This is a genomic window from Corallococcus sp. M7 (assembly GCF_054512695.1).
This window is the reverse complement of sequence record NZ_CM137252.1, coordinates 407,771-426,410: the sequence shown is the minus strand read 5'-3', so window position 1 is coordinate 426,410 and position 18,640 is coordinate 407,771. Positions and strand designations below refer to the sequence as shown.

At 71.6% G+C, this 18,640-nt stretch carries 7 protein-coding genes; 6 read left to right on the top strand and 1 reads right to left on the bottom strand.

The annotated features are described in order from the left end of the window. Positions 1 to 8 precede the first annotated feature (8 nt). Genes ACX114_RS01775 through ACX114_RS01765 form a run of 3 tightly spaced genes read left to right on the top strand, consistent with a single transcriptional unit; the run spans position 9 to position 4,575 of the window. Entirely contained in the window at positions 9 to 881 is an 873-nt protein-coding gene (locus tag ACX114_RS01775; RefSeq protein WP_233586025.1) for an ABC transporter ATP-binding protein, read from the top strand. Continuing rightward, a complete protein-coding gene (locus ACX114_RS01770) occupies positions 874 to 1,971 on the top strand; it encodes an ABC transporter permease (protein ID WP_459294057.1) in 1,098 nt (365 codons plus the stop codon). The genes ACX114_RS01775 and ACX114_RS01770 overlap by 8 nt, the downstream gene beginning before the upstream one ends. 54 nt (positions 1,972 to 2,025) lie before the next feature. After that, positions 2,026 to 4,575, top strand: a complete 2,550-nt coding sequence (locus ACX114_RS01765) for a DUF5916 domain-containing protein (protein ID WP_459294055.1) — start codon at positions 2,026 to 2,028, stop codon at positions 4,573 to 4,575. Positions 4,576 to 4,649: 74 nt separating this feature from the next. Here the strand turns inward: ACX114_RS01765 and ACX114_RS01760 are convergent, their stop codons facing one another. Continuing rightward, positions 4,650 to 5,723, bottom strand: a complete 1,074-nt coding sequence (locus tag ACX114_RS01760) for a cupin-like domain-containing protein (RefSeq protein WP_459294053.1) — start codon at positions 5,721 to 5,723, stop codon at positions 4,650 to 4,652. Between the two features lie 184 nt (positions 5,724 to 5,907). Here ACX114_RS01760 and ACX114_RS01755 point away from each other — a divergent pair, with 184 nt between their 5' ends. Genes ACX114_RS01755 through ACX114_RS01745 form a run of 3 tightly spaced genes read left to right on the top strand, consistent with a single transcriptional unit; the run spans position 5,908 to position 18,600 of the window. Further along, positions 5,908 to 14,604, top strand: a complete 8,697-nt coding sequence (locus ACX114_RS01755; protein ID WP_459294051.1) for an amino acid adenylation domain-containing protein — start codon at positions 5,908 to 5,910, stop codon at positions 14,602 to 14,604. After that, the gene (locus tag ACX114_RS01750) at positions 14,601 to 17,447 is read left to right on the top strand and encodes a non-ribosomal peptide synthetase (protein WP_459294049.1); all 2,847 of its coding nucleotides are present in this window, start codon (positions 14,601 to 14,603) and stop codon (positions 17,445 to 17,447) included. The genes ACX114_RS01755 and ACX114_RS01750 overlap by 4 nt, the downstream gene beginning before the upstream one ends. A gap of 28 nt (positions 17,448 to 17,475) precedes the next feature. After that, the gene (locus ACX114_RS01745; RefSeq protein ID WP_459294047.1) at positions 17,476 to 18,600 is read left to right on the top strand and encodes a hypothetical protein; all 1,125 of its coding nucleotides are present in this window, start codon (positions 17,476 to 17,478) and stop codon (positions 18,598 to 18,600) included. The last annotated feature ends 40 nt before the right edge of the window (positions 18,601 to 18,640 follow it).

Below are 18,640 nucleotides of genomic sequence, written 5' to 3'. Positions count from 1 at the left end.
TCGGTGATGTGGCTGCGGTTCGGGGGCTCGACCTGGAGGTCCGCACCGGCGAGTGCTTCGGACTCCTGGGCCCCAACGGCGCCGGCAAGACGACGACGCTGGAGATCCTCGAGGGACTCCAGACGGCCACCCGCGGCGAGGTGGAGGTGCTCGGGCGCACCTGGGAGAAGGCCGGGAACGCCTTGCGCCAGCGCATCGGCGTGGTGCTCCAGGAGAACCTCCTCTCCGACAAGCTGACCGTGCGCGAGACGCTGGAGCTCTTCCGGTCCTTCTATTCGCAGGGGCCGGACACGGAGGAGCTGCTGGCGCTGCTCCAGCTCACGGACAAGGCCGACAGCTGGGTGGTGCGGCTGTCCGGCGGCCAGCGGCAGCGGCTGTCCATCGCGTGCAGCCTGGCGGGAGACCCGGAGCTCATCTTCATGGACGAGCCCACCACGGGCCTGGATCCGCAGTCGCGCCGGGCGCTCTGGCAGCTCATCTCCGCCTTCCGCGCGCGCGGGCGCACCGTGGTCTTCACCACGCACTACATGGACGAGGCGGAGCAGCTCTGCGACCGCGTGGCGGTGGTGGACAAGGGCCAGGTCATCGCGGTGGGCACGCCCGCGGAGCTGGTCGCGTCGCTGGGCGGAGAGCACGTGGTGGAGCTCACCACGCAGCCCGCGCTGGGGCCGCCGGACTTCGAATCCGTGGCCGGCGTGACGGCCGCGCGCACCACGCTCACGGGCCGCCTGGCGCTGTCGGTGTCGCGGCCCCACCTGGCGCTGCCCTCCATCCTGGCGCGCATCGCGGAGCGCGGCGCGGAGCTGTCCGGGCTGACCACGCGCAACGCCACGCTGGAGGACGTCTTCGTGTCCCTGACGGGGAGAAACCTTCGTGACTGAGCCCACCCTGGACGCGTTCGCTGGCGCGCGGCCCGCTCGGGGACGGCGCATGCCGCCCCTGGCGCGCCTGACGCTCACCCGCCTGCGGGAGTTCATCCGCGAGCCGGGCACCATCTTCTGGACGTTCGTCTTCCCCATCCTCCTCACGGTGGCGCTGGGCAGCGCGTTCAACCAGGGCGTGACGCCGCGCACGCGCGTGGCGGTGGTGGACGGGCCCGGCGCCGAGCGCGTCGCCGCGGCCCTGGCCGCCCACCCGAGCCTCACGCCCGAGCGCGTCCCGGCCACCGAGGCGAACGCGGGCCTGCGGACCGGCCGGTTCGCGCTCCAGGTGACGCCCCCGGAGCAGACCGGGGGCGCGCTGGCCTACCGCTTCGACCCCACCCGCCCGGAGTCCCCCGCCACGCGCACCTTCGTGGACGACGTGCTCCAGCGCGACGCCGGCCGCGCCGACGCGCGCCCCGTGAAGGACGACGCGGTGAGCGCGCCCGGCACGCGCTACGTGGATTGGCTGGTGCCCGGCCTGGTCGGCATGAACGTGATGGCCGGCAGCATGTGGGGCATCACGTTCGTCATCGTCCTGGCCCGGCAGCGCCGCCTGCTCAAGCGCTTCGCGGCCACGCCCATGCGCCGCCCGGAGTACCTGCTGTCCTTCGCGCTGGCGCGGGTGGTGTTCGTGCTGTGCGTGGACCTGCCGCTGGTGCTGGGCTTCGCGCGCCTGACGTTCGGCATGCCCATCCACGGCTCGCTCGCGGCGGTGGCGGCGGTGGCCCTGGCGGGGACGTTCGCCTTCAGCGGGCTGGCGTTCCTGTGCGCGTCGCGCGCGCGCACCAGCGAGACGGCCGTGGGCCTCATCAACGTGGTGATGGTGCCCATGATGGGGCTGGCGGGCATCTTCTTCGCCTCCAGCCACTTCCCGGACGCGGTCCAGCCGCTCATCCGGGCGCTGCCCCTGAGCGCGATGAACGCCTGCATGCGCGCTGTCATCAACGAAGGCGCGTCGCTGTCCGCGCTCTTGCCGGACCTGGCCATCCTGGGCACGTGGGGCTCCGCCTGCTTCGCCCTGGCCGTGCGCCTGTTCCGCTGGACCTGAGCACTCCTCACCATGTCTTTCGTTTCCCGTCCGAGTTCCACGGGGCCCCTGCTCATGGGGCTCCTCACCGTGCTCTGGGCCGCCTCGCCGCGCGCGGAAGGTCCGCCCGCGTCCAGCGCCATCCAGGCCCGGCGCACGCTCAAGCCCATCCAGTTGGACGGCCGGCTGGACGAGGCCGAGTGGGCCCAGGCGCCGCTGTACGACCGCTTCGTGCAGACCTTCCCGAAGAACGGCGCGGCGCCCAGCGAGCGCACCGACCTGCGCGTCCTCTACGACGACGACAACCTCTACGTCGGCATCGTGGCGCGCGACTCGCAGCCCCTGCTCATCAACCGCCAGCTGGGGCGCAGGGACCGGCCTCCGGAGTCGGACTCCGTCACGGTGATGGTGGACAGCGCGCACGACCACCGCACCGCGTACGCGTTCACGGTGAACGCGGGCGGCATCCTCCGCGACGTCCTCTACTTCGAGGACATCAAGTACACCGAGGACTGGGACGCGGTCTGGGACGGCGCCGCCGCGGACCTGCCGGACGGGTGGTCCGCGGAGCTGGTCATCCCCCTGCACCTGCTGCGCTTCCCGGAGGCGCCCACGCACACCTTCGGGCTCGCGGTGCGCCGGCAGTTGGCCCGCACGCGCGAGGTCATCGACTCCACCCTGCTGCCGCGCAACGACAACGCCTTCGTGTCCCGCTTCGGGCACCTGGAGGGCCTGGAGCGCATCCCCCAACGCACCGGCGTGCAGCTGACGCCCTACGTGGCCGCGCGCTTCGGCATGAGCCCCCGCTACGCGGACCCGGCGCGGCCCACGCCCCGGCTGGGCTCCCCTTCCGCGGACGTGGGCGTGGACCTGCGCGCCGCGCTCACCAGCGACCTGACGCTCACCGCCACGGTGAACCCGGACTTCGGCCAGGTGGAGGCGGATCAGCTCATCCTCAACCTCAGCACCTTCGAGCAGTTCTTCCCGGAGAAGCGCCCCTTCTTCCTCCAGGGCATGGACGTCTTCCAACCGGTGGGCGAGTCCTCGCAGACGCTCTTCTACACGCGGCGCATCGGCCTGGAGACGCCCATCCTGGCGGCGGTGAAGCTGACCGGAAACCTCACCGACACGCTCCAGGTGGGCGTGCTGGACGCGGTGGTGATGGGCCCCTCCGCGCCCCGGACGGACCTTGTGGGCGAGGACGGCGAAGCGCCGCCGGACCGGCGCATCCGCTTCCACCCGTCCCGGCCGCTGCACCTGGGCCCCAACAACGAGCTGCCCGCGCAGGCGGACCCCGCGCAGAACTTCCTCACCGTCGTGCTGCGGCAGCAGCCCGTCACCGGCGTGTCCGTGGGCGGCACCTTCGCGGCGGCGACGCCCCTGTCGGACCTGTGCTCGGGCCTCCTGCCCACGGACCCCGCCGAGCGCGACGCGTGCCGGGTGGCCGGAGGGAACGCGGCGGCGCTGGACTGGGACGTGCGCGGCACGGATGGCGCCTGGGGCGTGCGCGGCCAGCTCACCGGCTCGCGCGTGGCAGGAGGCCCGGAGGCGGGGCGCCCCCTGCGCGACGGCACGCTCCTGCGCCCGGGCGACCTGGGCCTGGGGGCCTACGTGAGCGGCGGCAAGCAGGGCGGTGAGCCCTTCCGCTTCGACGTGGGCTACGAGTACCTGTCGCCGCGCCTGGAGCTGAGCACCACGGGCTACCAGCCGACCCAGAACCTCCAGGAGGCCTCCGGCCGCGTTTCCTTCGTGCGGCCCACCGGCTTCGGGCCGCTCTTGGACTTCTCCTCCTCCGTGCAGGGCTTCACCAGTTGGACGACGGACGGGCGCGGCATCCGCCTCAGCCACAAGCTCACGGTGGGCGCCCTGGCCACGCTGCCCGGCTTCCACGCCGTGGAGTGCGAGCTGGGCCAGCTCACCGGGCGCAGCGACATCCGCGAGATTCCCCTCACCGGCATCCCCTACGAGCGCCCGCCGTACCGGTACGTGGCGTGCGCGGGCTCCACGGACAAGAACCGCGCCCTCTCCTTCCAGTTGGACGGCTACGTGGGCCGCATCTCCGCCCCGGCGCCCCTGCCCTCCAAGACGGGCGGCGGCGGCGCGGTGACCCTGACGTGGCGCCCCACGCCGCGCCTGGAGACGCAGCTGACCAGCGAGCTGCTGACCAACCTGGACGGTCCCCGCTACGTGGGGGACGAGGACGGCAGGCTCGTGTTCGGCCAGCTGCACCCGCGCGCCATGTCCTTCACGCTGCGGCAGTTGCTGGTGCTCACCCCGCGGCTCACGCTCCAGGCGTACGCGCAGTTCTTCTCCGCGTACGGCCGCTATGGCCCCTTCTTCGAAGGCACCCCGGACGCGAACGGCCGGCTGCCCCTGGCGCGGCTGACGCCCACCACCACGGCGCTGGACCCGGACTTCCACGAGTCCGCGCTCAACCTCAACGCCGTGCTGCGTTGGGAGTACCGGCTGGGTTCCACGCTGTACTTCGTCTACTCACGCGCCCAGACGGAGCTGCCCACCACCCCGGGGACCGCGCAGGTGACGCGCCTGGCGCCCAACCAGTTGCTGGACGGCGCCACCACGGACACCTGGTTGCTCAAGTGGTCCCACCAGTGGGGGCTTTGAGACGTCTCAGGTGCGGCGCCCGCCACAACCCCTCGGATGCAAGGGATTGGGCGGGCGCCAGCCCAAAAACAAACTCAGGCGGTGGGACGCTCGTCTGAATACAGAGAACCCGCCAGCACATCCATGTTCCGGATGGCTCCGCGAATCTCTTCCAGGAAGGGACGGCTCAGGTCGCCCTTCAGCCCATCCGTGCAGTAGCTGGTGTAGATCTCATTGATTGTCTTCTGGAGGTGGGTCGCCTTCTCCATGGGGTTGTCCATGGGCTTGCGGAACTCCGCCTCCAGCCGCGCGAAGGCCTTGAGCCCCTGCTCGTCCACCGCCCGCTCATTGGCCAGCTTCCAGGCGATGTGCTGGAGCCGGTAGTCGGTGTGGAAGTTCTCCGCCAGGAAGCGCAGGTACTTGTTGCGGCGGAAGCGCATGGTCAGGGCCATGCTGGTGTCCATGTATTCGAAGTAGTGCCACATCAGCGCGGGCATGAAGAGCGTCTCGCCGGTGCGCACCACCGCCTGATAACCCCCGACGTAGCGGACAAAGTTGTCATTTTCCTCCTGGCTGAGTCCTTCCGGGCTGAGCGCGCTGTTGTTACGCATGGGCAGGATCTTCCGCGACGACGTGGGCGGGACCAGCACCACGCGTTTCTCCCCCCAGAGCTGGTACTGGAAGATGTTCTTGTAGTCCGCGTCGAAGTGCATGTGGGTGAAGTTGCCCGCATTCCCCAGCCACAGCATCGACGTGTACTCGTCGGGTTCCCCCGAGTCCGGATGGCAGTACTCGGGGATGGTGTATCCCGCCTCTACCTTCTGGATCATCGACCGCGGGACCTCCGCGCAGACCAGCCGGCTGTCAGGGTCCTTTGCCACCATCTCCAGATAGCCGTTCACCGTGCTCTGGTTCTTTCCGATGTCCTGGAAGGTGAAGTCCTTGGAGATGAGCATCGACAGCATGCGGGTGAAGTATTCCTCGTGGCCCTCCTGCACCACGACGGGCATGTCCCCCAGTTCCTTGCGGGCGATGTCCAGGCTGGACAGCCGGCTGATGGGCTGCCCGTCGAACAGGTTCGTGATGATGACGGGCTTCTGCTTCCGCACGTACTCGTTGAGGAAGACTTCGCGAGTAGGGGCCTTGATGCGTTCGATGTTCTCGTACATCCGCTCTCCTAGAGGGACCCGGTGTTGGGATTGAAACCTGGATGGTTGTCTTTGGGCCGGAAGAAACCAGTCATCAAGGAATTTACAGGGTTCAAGTATATCAATGCAAGATTTGACAGACACACTTTAGCCATGACACATGAATGTCGTCTTCCAAGCCATACATCGCGTGGAGCCCAACGACATGTCACCGGCGAGCCTGATTGAACTCTTGCGTCTACGTTCAGCCGAGGCGCCAGGAGATCAGGGCTACACCTTCCTGGTGGATGGCGAATCCGAGGAAGCGGCGCTCACCTATGGCGAGTTCGACCGGCAGGCGCGTGCCATTGGCGCGTGGCTCCAGGCGAACGGGGCGCGGGGAGAGCGGGCGCTGTTGCTGTTCCCGCCGGGCAACGAGTACCTGACGGCCTTCTTCGGGTGCCTGTACGCGGGCGTGGTGGCGGTGCCGGCGTATCCGCCGGACGTGACGCGCCTCAACCGCAGCCTGCCGCGCCTGGAGGCGATGGTGCGCGACGCGCGGGCGCGCTTCGTGCTCACCACGGAGATGATCCACGGCATGGCCGGGATGCTCTTCGAGCAGGCGCCGGAGCTGGCGGGGCTCACCTGGGTGGCCACGGACGCGCTCGCTCCGGGGCTGGAGGACGGCTGGAAGGATCCGGGCATCACGGGAGACGCGCTGGCGTTCCTCCAGTACACGTCCGGCTCCACGGGCAGCCCCAAGGGCGTGATGCTGACGCATCGCAACCTGCTGGCGAACCTGGCGCTCATCCACCGCGCGTTCGGCCACTCGCGCGACAGCAAGGGCGTCATCTGGCTGCCGCCGTACCACGACATGGGGCTCATCGGCGGGCTGCTCCAGCCGCTCTATGGCGGCTTCCCCGTCGTGCTGATGTCGCCCATCGCGTTCCTGCAGCGCCCCTTCCGCTGGCTCCAGGCGGTGTCGCGCTACGGGGCCACGACGAGCGGCGGTCCCAACTTCGCCTACGACCTGTGCGTCCGGAAGGTGAGCGCCGAGGAGCGCGCGACGCTGGACCTGAGCCGCTGGAAGGTGGCCTTCAACGGCGCGGAGCCCATCCGGCCGGAGACGCTGGAGCGCTTCCACGAAGCCTTCGCGCCGCAGGGCTTCCGCAGGGAGGCCTTCTACCCCTGCTACGGGCTGGCCGAGTCGACGCTCATCGTCACCGGGCACGCGCTGGGCACCGCGCCGGTGACGGACGGCGTGAACCTGGTGGGCTCCGGCCGGGTGCTGGAGGGGAACACGGTGCGGCTGGTGGACGCGCGCACCGCCCGCGAGTGCGCGCCCGGCGAGGAGGGCGAGATCTGGGTGGCGGGCGCCAGTGTGGGCCAGGGCTACTGGGAGCGGCCGGAGGAGAGCGAGCGCGTCTTCCGCGCGAAGGTGGAGGGCGAGGGCTCGGACGGCGGGCGCTACCTGCGCACCGGCGACCTGGGCGTGCTGCGCGGCGGTGAGCTGTTCGTCACCGGGCGCATCAAGGACCTCATCATCCTGCGCGGGCGCAACCTGTACCCGCAGGACGTGGAGTCCACCACGGTGCGCGTGCACTCCGCGCTGCGGCCGGGCTGCACCGCGGCGTTCTCCGTGGAGCTGGAGGGCGAGGAGCGGCTGGTCATCGTGCAGGAGGTGGACTCGCGCCACGCCGGTACGGATCTGGAGGCGTTGGCTCGGAGCATCCGCGAGGCCGTGGCGCAGTCGCACGACGCCCAGGCCCACGACGTGGTGCTCATCCAGGCGGGCTCGCTGCCGAAGACGTCCAGCGGCAAGGTGCAGCGCTACGCGTGCCGTCAGGCGTGGCTCGCCGGGGAGCTGGAGGTGCTGGGACAGAGCACGCTCCAGGCCTCCGTTCCGTCCGTGCCCACGCTGAGCCCGGAGCAGCTGCTCGCGCTTCCGGAGTCGGAGCGCGCGGCGTTCCTGGAGGCGTCGCTGGTGGACGCGGTGGCGGCGCGGCTGCGCCTGCCCCGTGCGCACGTCGACCCGGAGCGGACGCTCATCAGCCTGGGGCTGGACTCGCTGGCGACGGTGGAGCTCAAGAGCGACCTGGACGCGTGGCTGGGCACGGACACGTCCCTGGCGCGGCTGATGGACGCGGTGAGCCTCCGAGCCCTGGCGCGGGAGCTGGTGGGCACGCTGGGACAGCGGCCACTCGCGCCCACGGCGTCGGGGGATGCGCTGGGACGCCACCCGGTGTCCGAGGGACAGAAGGCGCTCTGGCTGGCGCAGCGCCTGGCGCCGGACAGCACCGCCAACCACCTGTCCTTCGCGGTCCGCTTCCACACGCCGGCGGACGTGCCCGTGCTGCGCGAGGCGCTGACGCGGCTGGTGGCAAGGCACCCGGCCCTGCGCACCACCTTCCACCTGGAGCACGACGGTGAACTCGTGCAGCAGGTGCACCCGGCTCCGCGCACCACGCTCCACTTGGAGCACGGTGAGCGCGTGCAGCGGGCGGACACGGCCAGTGGCCGTGGGCTCCTGAAGGACGCGACCTCACTGCCGCTGGAGGACGCTCCGCTGCGGGACGCGCTGGCCGCGGACGCATCGCGCCCGTTCGACCTGGAGCAGGGGCCGCTCTTGCGCGCCTCGCTGTACGCCCACGCGGGCGGCGGCCAGGTGCTGCTGCTGGCGGCGCATCACCTCATCCTGGACCTGTGGTCGCTGGCGCTGCTCGCGGAGGAGCTGCACGGGCTCTACCCCGCGCTGAAGGAGGGACGGGACTCCGCGTCCCCCGCTCCGGCCCTGCGGCCCTCGGACTTCGCCCGCTGGCAGCGCCCGTTCCTCGAGGACCCGGACGGTGAGCGGCTGTTCTCGTACTGGCACAAGCAGTTGGACGGCGTGCCGGACGTGCTGGAGCTGCCCACCGACCACGCCCGTCCCGCGGTGCGGACGTTCCGGGGCGCCGCGCGCACCTTCCGGCTGGACGCGGACCTGACGCGGCGGCTGCGCGCGCTGGCGCGTGAAGAGGGCACGACGCTGTTCTCGCTGCTGCTCGCCGCGTGGCAGGTCCTGCTTGCCCGGCATGCGGGGCAGGAGCGCTTCGCGGTCGGCTCGCCCGCGGCGGGGCGCACGCGCTCGGGGCTGGAGGATGTGGTCGGCTACCACGTCAATCCCGTGGCGCTGGTGGCGGACCTGTCCGGGGACCCGTCCTTCCGCGCGCACCTGGGCCGGGTCCGGCGCACGGTGCTGGAGGCGCTGGAGCATCAGGAGTACCCGTTCCCCCTGCTCGTGGAACGGCTGCGGCGTCCGCGCGACGCGAGCCGGTCTCCGTTGTTCCAGGCGGTGTTCGCCTGGGAGCAGCCGCACCAGCGCGAGGAGCTGACCCCGCTGGTGCTGGGCCTGCCTGGCGTGCGCGTGCGCTTCGCGGGGCTGGAGGCGGAGAGCGTGCCCGTGGAGCTGGGCACGGCGCAGTTCGACCTCGCGCTCCAGATGGCGGATGCGCCGAGCGGGCTGGACGGCGCGCTCCGCTACGACACGGACCTCTTCGACTCGGACACGGCCGGACGCATGGTGGCGCGCTTCACGTGCCTGCTCGCGGGCATCGCGGCGGACGCGGACCAGCGCGTGTCGGCCCTGCCGCTGCTGCCGGATGCGGAGCAGGAGCGCGTGCGCACGTTCAGCGCGGGGGCTCTGGCGCCCGCGTCCTTCACGCCCGTTCACCACGCCATCGCGGCTCGAGCAGCGCTCGCGCCCGAAGCGCTGGCCATCGCTTCGGACGGACGGAGCTGGACGTACGGAATGCTGGAGCACCAGGCCCGCGTGCTCGCGCGAAGGCTGCGCCAGCTGGGTGTGGGACCGGACGTGCGCGCCGGTGTGCTGATGCACCGCTCGCCCGAGCAGGTGCTGGCGCTGCTGGGCATCCTCAAGGCGGGCGGTGCCTACGTGCCGCTGGATCCGGACGCACCGCAGGCGCGGCTGGAGTCGCTGCTGGAGGACGTGGGCGCGGTGGTGGTGCTCACGACGCCGGAGCTGCGCTCACGACTGCCCGCGTCCACGCGGGTGCTGGACGACGTGACGGCGGCGGCCCACGGCGTAGTGGACGCTTCACCGGAGCAACACTCACGTCCGCCTGAGTCCGCGCGCGTGCTGGATGCTGCGGCCCACGGCGTAGTGGACACCTCGCCGGAGCTGCGCTCACGACTGCCCACGTCCGCGCGCGAACTGGACGACGTGACGGTTCCGACCCACGGCGTGGTGGAAGCCTCGCCGGAGCAGCACTCACGAGTGCCTGCGTCCGCGCGCGTTCTGGACGATGTGACGGACGTCACGCCCGACGCGGACCACCTCGCCTACGTCATCTACACGTCCGGCTCCACCGGGCGGCCCAAGGGCGTGAAGATCACGCACGGTGGCCTGGCCCACTTCGCGGGTTGGTACCAGCGGACCTTTGCCCTGTCGCCCCAGGACCGGGCCACACACCTGTCCACGCCGGTCTTCGACGCATCCGTGCTGGAGGTGTGGCCCGCGCTCATCGCGGGCGCCAGCCTGCACCTGCCCGGCGATGACGTGCGCGCCCTTCCGGAGCGGCTCGTCGCGTGGCTGGCCTCCGAGCGCATCACCCACACCTTCCTCACCACGGCCCTCGCGGAGGGCGTGCTCGCCCAACAGTGGCCCCAGGCGCTCGCGCTGCGCGAGCTGACCACCGGCGGCGACCAGCTGCGTCGGCGGCCCTCCGCGCACACTCCCTTCCGCGTCACCAACCTCTACGGTCCCACCGAAGGCACCGTGGCCGCCACCTTCGCCCTGGTCGGATCCGAAGACGCGGCGGCCGGCCTGCCCACCATCGGCCGGCCGCTGGACGGCATGCACGTGCACGTGCTCGACGCGTCTCTTCGGCCCCAGCCGCTGGGTGTCGCGGGTGAGCTGTGCATCGGTGGACCGGGCGTGGCTCGCGGCTACCTGGACCGCCCCGACCTGACCGCTCGCGCCTTCGTGCCGGATCCCTTCAGCACGGCTCCCGGCGCGCGTCTGTACCGGACCGGGGACCTCGCGCGCCTGCTGCCGGACGGCGAGCTCCAGTTCCTCGGCCGGCTCGACCATCAGGTGAAGCTGCGCGGCTTCCGCATCGAACTGGGGGAGATCGAATCCGTCCTCCAGCATCACCCGGACGTGCGGCAGTGCGTGGTCGCGGTGCGCGACGAGCCCCCCACGGGCAAGCGCCTCGTCGCCTACGTCGTCGCCGCGCCGGACGCGTCTCTCACCGGAGCCACGCTGCGCGAGCACGTGCGTCGCGAGCTGCCGGAGGTGATGTGCCCCTCGGCCTTCGTGCTCCTGCCCGCGCTGCCGCTGACCCCCACGGGTAAGGTGGACCGTCAGGCCCTGCCCGCGCCCGAGCTGGAGCGTCCCCCGTCCCCGGAGGACGCGGCGCCGCGCACCGCTACGGAGCAGAAGCTCGCGGGCCTCTGGACCGAACTGCTCGGCGGCACCGTGGGCCTGCACGAGGACTGGTTCGCGCTGGGCGGCCACTCGCTGCTGGCCGCGCGGCTGCTCGCCCGCGTGCGCGAGGTGTTCGGGGTGGAGCTGCCCCTGCGCACGCTGTTCGAAGCGCCCACGGTGGCCTCGCTCGCCGCGCGCATCGACGGAGGCGTGCGCGCTCCGACTCCCGGTCCCGCGCTGAAGCACCGGAAGGACCGCGCTCCGGAAGCGCCGCTGTCCTACGCGCAGGAGCGGCTGTGGTTCCTGGACCAGTTGGAGCCCGGCGACGCGCGCTACCACCTGCCCGCGGCGGTGCGCCTCCAGGGCCCGCTGGACATCGCGGCGCTGCGCCGGGGCCTCGATGAAGTGGTCCATCGCCACGAGGCGCTGCGCACCACCTTCTCCCAGCACCAGGGCCGCGCCACGCAGCGCGTCCACGCACACGTCCCCTTCGAACTGCCCGAACTGGACCTGAGCACCCTGCCCCCGGAGACACGCGACGCGGAGGTGCGCCAGCTCACGAAGCACGAGGCCCGCGCTCCGTTCTCGCTCGCCCAGGGCCCCCTGCTGCGCGGCCGTCTGCTGCGGCTGGGCCCGGACGAGCACGTGCTGCTGCTGACGCTCCACCACATCGTCGCGGATGGCGAATCCGTCGCCGTGCTGCTGCGAGAGCTGGGAGCGCTGTACGCGACGTTCTCCAGCGGCACCCCTCCGGCGCTCGCGCCGCTGCCGCTCCAGTACATCGACTTCGCGCTGTGGCAGCGGGAGTGGCTGGCGGACGGCGTGCTGGAGCGTCAGCTCACGCACTGGAAGCAGCGGCTCGCGGGCGCTCCCAGCGTCCTGGAGCTGCCCACGGACCGGCCCCGGCCCGCGGTGCGGACGCTCGCGGGCGGCCGTCACGCGGTCCACCTCCCGGCGGCGCTCGCCGGGGGACTCGCGGAGCTGGGCCGTCGAGAAGGCGCCACGCCGTTCATGACGCTGCTGGCGGCGTTCCAGACGCTGCTGCTGCGATACACGGGCCAGGACGACCTCGTCGTGGGCTGCCCGCTGTCCAACCGCACCCGCGTGGAGACCGAAGGGCTCATCGGCTTCTTCGTCAACACGCTGCCCCTGCGTACGGACGCCTCCGGCAACCCCACCTTCCGCCAGCTGCTGGGCCGGGTACGCGAGTCCGTGCTCGCGGCGCACGAGCACCAGGACGTGCCCTTCGAGAAGCTCGTCGAAGCGCTCGCGGTGGAGCGCGACCTGGGCCGCACGCCGCTGTTCCAGGTCGCGTTCTCCTACCAGGACGCGCCCCTGCCCTCCCGCGCCCTCCAGGGGCTGAGCCTGACGCTGCTGGAGTCCGAGTCCGCTCCGGCGAAGTTCGACCTGGACCTCGCGCTGGAACGTGGCGAGGACGGAGGACTGACGGCGCGCTTCGAATACGACGCGGACCTCTTCGACGCGCCCTCCATCGCGAGGCTCGCGGAGCACTTCCAGGTGCTGCTCTCCAGCATCGCGGCGGATCCCGACGGCCGCGTGGGCGACCTGACCCTGATGACGGCCGAGGAGCGGCACACGCTGCTCCACGGGTGGAACCCGCGTCCGGTGGCGCCGCCGTCCCACGTCTCCGTGCACGCGCGCTTCGGGGCCTGGGCGGAGCGCACGCCGGACGCGCTCGCGGTGGCCTTCGCGGGGGATGCGCTCACCTACGGTCAGCTCGAAGCCCGCGCGAACCGGCTGGCCTGGCACCTGCGAGGCCTGGGCGTGGGGCCAGACGTCCCCGTGGTGCTCTGCCTGGAGCGCTCGACCGCGTTCGTCGAAGCGGCGCTGGGCGTCCTCAAGGCGGGCGGCGCCTACGTTCCGCTGGACCCTTCCGCACCTCCGGAGCGGCTCCAGTCCATCCTGGAGGATGTCCGCGCGCCGGTGCTCCTGGCCTCGCGCAACACCACCGCGCTGACGCTCCCGCCGGACTGCAAGTGCCTGCTCGCGGAGGACGGCTTCAGCGCCACCGGTGCGCCCGCGCACGCCCCGCCGGAGCTCACGGGTCCGCGCCACCTGGCGTACGTCATCTACACGTCGGGCTCCACTGGCCGTCCCAAGGGTGTGGAGCTGGAGCACGCGGGCCTGGCCCACCTGGTGGACTGGCATCAGCGGACCTACGCGCTGACGCCGGAGGACCGCACGACCCAGGCCGCCGGTCCCGCGTTCGACGCCGCGGTGTGGGAGCTGTGGCCCACGCTCACGGCCGGCGCCAGCCTCCACATCGTGGATGACGAGGTGCGCGCCCTGCCGGAGCGCCTCGTCGCGTGGCTCACCGAGGAGCGCATCACCCGCTGCTTCCTGCCCACGCCGCTCGCGGAGGCGGTGCTCACGCAGCCGTGGCCCGCGCACACCGCGCTGCGCACGCTGCTCACCGGTGGAGACCGCCTGCACAGGGGCGCGCCCGAAGGCACACCGTTCCAGCTGATCAACCACTACGGCCCCACGGAGTGCACGGTCGTCGCCACCTGTGGCCCGGTCACCGCGGGCGCGGTGAATCCGCCCATCGGGCGCCCCATCGTGAACACCCAGGCCTACGTCCTGGACGCACGCCAGCAGCCCGTCCCCGTGGGTGTCCCTGGCGAGCTGTGGTTGGGCGGCCTGGGGCTCGCGCGCGGCTACCTGAACCAGCCGGAGCTCTCCGCGCGCGCCTTCGTGCCCCATCCCTTCGACGCACGCGACGGTGCCCGCCTCTACCGCACCGGAGACCGGGTCCGCTTCCTGCCGGACGGAGCGCTCGAGTTCCTGGGCCGCACCGACGCACAGGTAAAGCTGCGCGGCCTGCGCATCGAACTGGGCGAGGTGGAGTCGCTCGCGCTAGAGCACCCCGCCGTGCGGCAGGCCATCGCCACGGTCCGCGAGGACGGGCCTGGCGGCAAGCGGCTGGTGCTCCACGCCGTGGTGGCGCCGGGACAGACGTGCACGGAGGCCGACCTCAAGGCCCACCTGCGCCGGCGGCTGCCGGAGTCCGTGATGCCGTCCGCCATCGTGTTCCTGGACGCGCTCCCGCTCACCCTCAACGGGAAGGTGGACCGGCGTGCGCTGCGCGCGCCGGACATCACGCCCCGCGCGGACGGCGTGGCCCCCCGTGACGCCACGGAGCAGCGGCTGGCGGACATCTGGACGGAGCTGCTCGGGACTCCCCGGGTGGGCGTCCACGACGACTTCTTCGAGCTGGGCGGCAACTCGCTGCTCGCCACCCAGGTCATCTCGCGCGTGCGCGAGTCCTTCGGCGTGGACGTGCCCCTGCGCAGCGCCTTCGAGGCGCGCACCGTGGCCGCGCTCGCGCAGGTCGTCTCACGGCAGGCGGAAGTCCGGAAGCAGCCCCTCCTCACGGCGCGCGCTCCAGCAGAGGCGCCGACCCAGGTGGAGGGGCTGTCCGAAGCGGAGCTGGACGCACTCATCGCGGAGCTCGAAAGCGGAGAAATCGAATCATGAGTGATGTGAAGCAGTCCTCCGCGTTGGAGGAGAAGCGCGCCCGCGCCCGGGCCCTCATCCAGCAGCGCGCGGCGAAGCCCCGGGCCTTCCCGCCCTCCTTCGCCCAGCAGCGGCTGTGGTTCCTGGACCGGCTGGAGCCGGGCAGCCACCACTACGGCATCCCCTTCGCCGTGCGCCTCAGCGGGACGCTGGAGCGCGGCGCCCTGGAGAAGAGCTTCCAGGAGATCGTCCAGCGCCACGAATCCCTGCGCACGACCTTCCAGGTCCGCGAGGGCGAAGCCGTGCAGGTCGTGGGACCCGCGCCCGAGCTGCCGCTGCACGTGGTGGACCTGGGCGGACTCGACGCGCAGGAGACCGCACGCCGCGTGCGCGAGCTGACCGCCGAGGACGTGGCCGCGCCCTTCGACCTGGAGCGCGGTCCGCTGATCCGCTGGAAGCTGCTGCGCCTCTCGGACACCGAACACATCCTGCTGCTGTCGATGCACCACATCGTCTCCGACGGCTGGTCCATCGGCGTGTTCGTGCGCGAACTGGCCGCGCTGTACGAGGCCTTCCTCCAGGGCGCGCCCTCGCCGCTGCCGCCGCTCAAGGTGCAGTACTCCGACTTCGCCCGCTGGCAGCGCGACTGGCTCCAGGGCGACGTGCTGGAGGAGCAGCTCGCGTACTGGCGCGCGCACCTGGCGGACGCGCCCACCGCGCTGGGCCTGCCCACGGACCGTCCGCGTCCTCCGGCCCAGACCTTCCGCGGCACGCAGCTGAACCTGGGCGTGTCCCCGGCCGTCACCGCCGCGCTGAACACCCTGTCCCGCCAGGAGGGGGCCACGCTGTTCATGACCCTGATGGCCGCGTGGCTGGTGCTGCTCCAGCGCTACACGCGCCAGGACGACCTGGTCGTCGGCACGCCCATCGCCAACCGCAACCGCGCGGAGACCGAGGGGCTCATCGGCTTCTTCGTCAACACGCTGCCTCTGCGCACGAACCTCTCCGGCGACCCGCGCTTCACGGAGCTGGTGGGCCGCGTGCGCGAGACGGCCCTGGGCGGCTTCGCCCACCAGGACGTCCCCTTCGAGAAGCTGGTGATGGACCTGCGCGTGAAGCGGGACCTGAGCCGCTCGCCGCTCTTCCAGACGATGTTCGTCCTCCAGAACGCGCCGCTCCAGCCGCTGGCGCTCCCGGGGCTCACGCTGACGAACCTGGACCTGGAGACGGACACCTCCAAGTTCGAGCTCACCCTCACGCTGGTCGAGACGTCCGGCGCGCTGACCGGCTGGCTCGAATACAACACGGACCTCTTCGACGCCTCCACGGCCGACCGGCTGGCGCGGGCCTACGAACGCCTGCTGGAAGGCATCACGGAGGATCCGCGGCGCCGCGTCTCCGAGCTGCCGCTGCTGGACGCGGCCGGCCGTCAACAGGCGCTGGAGTCCTTCCACCCGCCCGCGGTGCCGCTGTCCCCGCGCCCCCTGCACGTCCTCTTCGAGGAGCAGGCGCGGCGCACGCCAGACGCCATCGCGGTGGAGTGCGAGGACGACCACCTCACGTACGCGGAGCTGGAGCGCCGGGCCAACCGGCTCGCGCACCTGCTGCTCGCCTCCGGCCTGGAGCCCGAGGAGCGCGTGGCGTTGTGCCTGCCCCGCTCGACGGAGGTGCTGGTGTCGATGCTCGCGGTCATGAAGGCAGGTGGTGCCTTCGTGCCGCTGGACGCCGGAGCCCCCGCGCAGCGCCTGGCCCTGATGGTCGCGGAGTGCCGCGCCCGCTACGTGCTCGCGCCCGCCTCGCTCGCGGTCAAGCTGCCGGTGCCGCCGGAGGCGCGTCTGGAGCCCGGCGCATGGAGGCAGGAAGGCCTGCGGGAGACGCCTCCCGCGCGGACCGTCCACCTGGAGCAACTGGCCTACGTGGTGCACACGTCCGGCTCCACCGGCGTGCCCAAGGGCGTGATGATCGCCCACGCGGGCATCGCCAACCGGATGCTCTGGGAACAGCACGCGCTGCCCATCGGGCCGGAGGACCGCGTCCTCCAGGTGGCCTCGTTCGGCTTCGACGCCTCCATCTGGGAGTTCTTCCGCGCGCTGCTCGCGGGGGCCCGCTCGGTGATGGTGCGCGACGGCGCGCACCAGGACAGCCGCTACATCGCGGACCTCATGGCCCGTCGCGGCGTCACGCAGATGAACGTGGTGCCGTCGCTGCTGCGCGTGGTGCTGGAGGAGCCCCGCATCGCGGACTGCCACGCGCTGCGCACGGTGGTCTGCGGAGGCGAGGCGCTGACCACGGACCTGGTGGACCGGCTCGCGCAGCACTCCGCCGCGACGCTCCTCAACTTCTACGGCCAGACGGAGGTGTCCATCGACGCCACGTGGTTTACCTGCGCGCCCGGCATGGCGCGCAAGGCGGTGCCGCTGGGCCGGCCGCTGGGCAACATGAAGATGCACGTGCTGGACGTGCGCGGACAGCCCGTTCCTCCGGGCGCGCCCGGCGAGGTTTACCTGGGCGGCCCGGGCCTCGCGCACGGCTACTTCCAGCGGCCGGACCTGAGCGCGGAGCGCTTCGTGCCGGACCCGTTCGGTCCTCCGGGCTCGCGCCTGTTCCGCACCGGCGACCTGGCCCGCCAGTTGCCGGACGGCGAGCTGGAGTTCCTGGGACGCGGTGACCACCAGGTGAAGATCCGCGGCGTCCGCGTGGAGCTGGGCGAGATTGAAGCGGCGCTCCGCCAGCACCCCGCCATCCAGGACGTGGTGGTGCTCGCGCGCGAGCAGGCCGTGGAGCCCGAGCCCGCCGCGATGGATCCGCGCCTGCTCCCGCTGGAGCCGCCCGCGCGCGGCCCTTCCCCCCATCCCCTGCCCTGACCCTCACCCCCCGAGGAGTAGACACGCCATGCAACGCACCAACCTCCAACTGGCCTCGCAGCAGCCGTCATTGGTCCCGCAGCCCCAGTCACAGCCGGTGGTCTGCTCGCACACCGAATGGGATCCCCTCGAGGAGGTCATCGTCGGCGTCGCGGACGGCGCCACGGTGCCCTCGTGGCACGTGACCCTCAAGTCGACCATGCCCCGCAAGCACTGGGGCTTCTTCCAGGAGCACGGCGGCAAGCCCTTCCCCCAGGACATGGTGGACGCGGCCAACCGCGACCTGGACGAGTTCGCGCACATCCTGGAGGCCGAGGGCATCCGCGTCCGCCGCCCCGAGCGCGTCTCGCACGCGAAGCCCTTCTCCACGCCGGACTGGCACTCGCCGGGCGGCCTCTACACGGCCATGCCCCGCGACCTGCTGCTCGTCGTGGGCGACCACCTCATCGAGACGCCCATGCCGTGGCGCTCCCGCTATTTCGAGGTACATCCCTACCGGAAGCTATTGAAAGAGTACTTCCAGTCGGGCGCGCGGTGGACCTCCGCGCCCAAGCCGCAGCTGACGGACGAGTCGTTCGACGACACCTGGGAGGTGCCGGGTGACGACGAGCCCATGCGCTACGCCCTCACGGAGTTCGAGCCGCTCTTCGACGCGGCGGACTTCGTGCGCTGCGGCCGGGACCTCTTCTACATCCGCAGCCACGTGACGAACGCGTTCGGCGTGGAGTGGCTGCGGCGCCACCTGGGCAGCGAGTACCGCGTCCACGAGCTGAAGTGCCGGGACACCAAGCCCATGCACATCGACACGACGTTCATGCCGCTGGCGCCCGGCAAGCTGCTGGTGAACCCGGAGCGCGTGGACGAGCTGCCGCGGATGTTCAAGTCGTGGGACATCCTCCGCGCGCCGCCGCCCTGCGCGTCGGACGACCTCATCCTCTACTTCAGCGGCAAGTGGCTGAGCATGAACATCCTCATGCTCGATGAGCAGCGCCTCGTCGTGGACAAGAACGAGCACACGCTGATCCGCGCGTTCAAGGACTGGGGCTTCAAGCCCATCACCTGCAACTTCACCAACTTCTACCGGCTGGGAGGCTCGTTCCACTGCGCCACGCTCGACGTGCGCCGCCGTGGCGTCCTCCAGTCCTACTTCTGAGCCAGGGCCGCGCGCGTCGCATCCGCCCTTTCCGCCGACC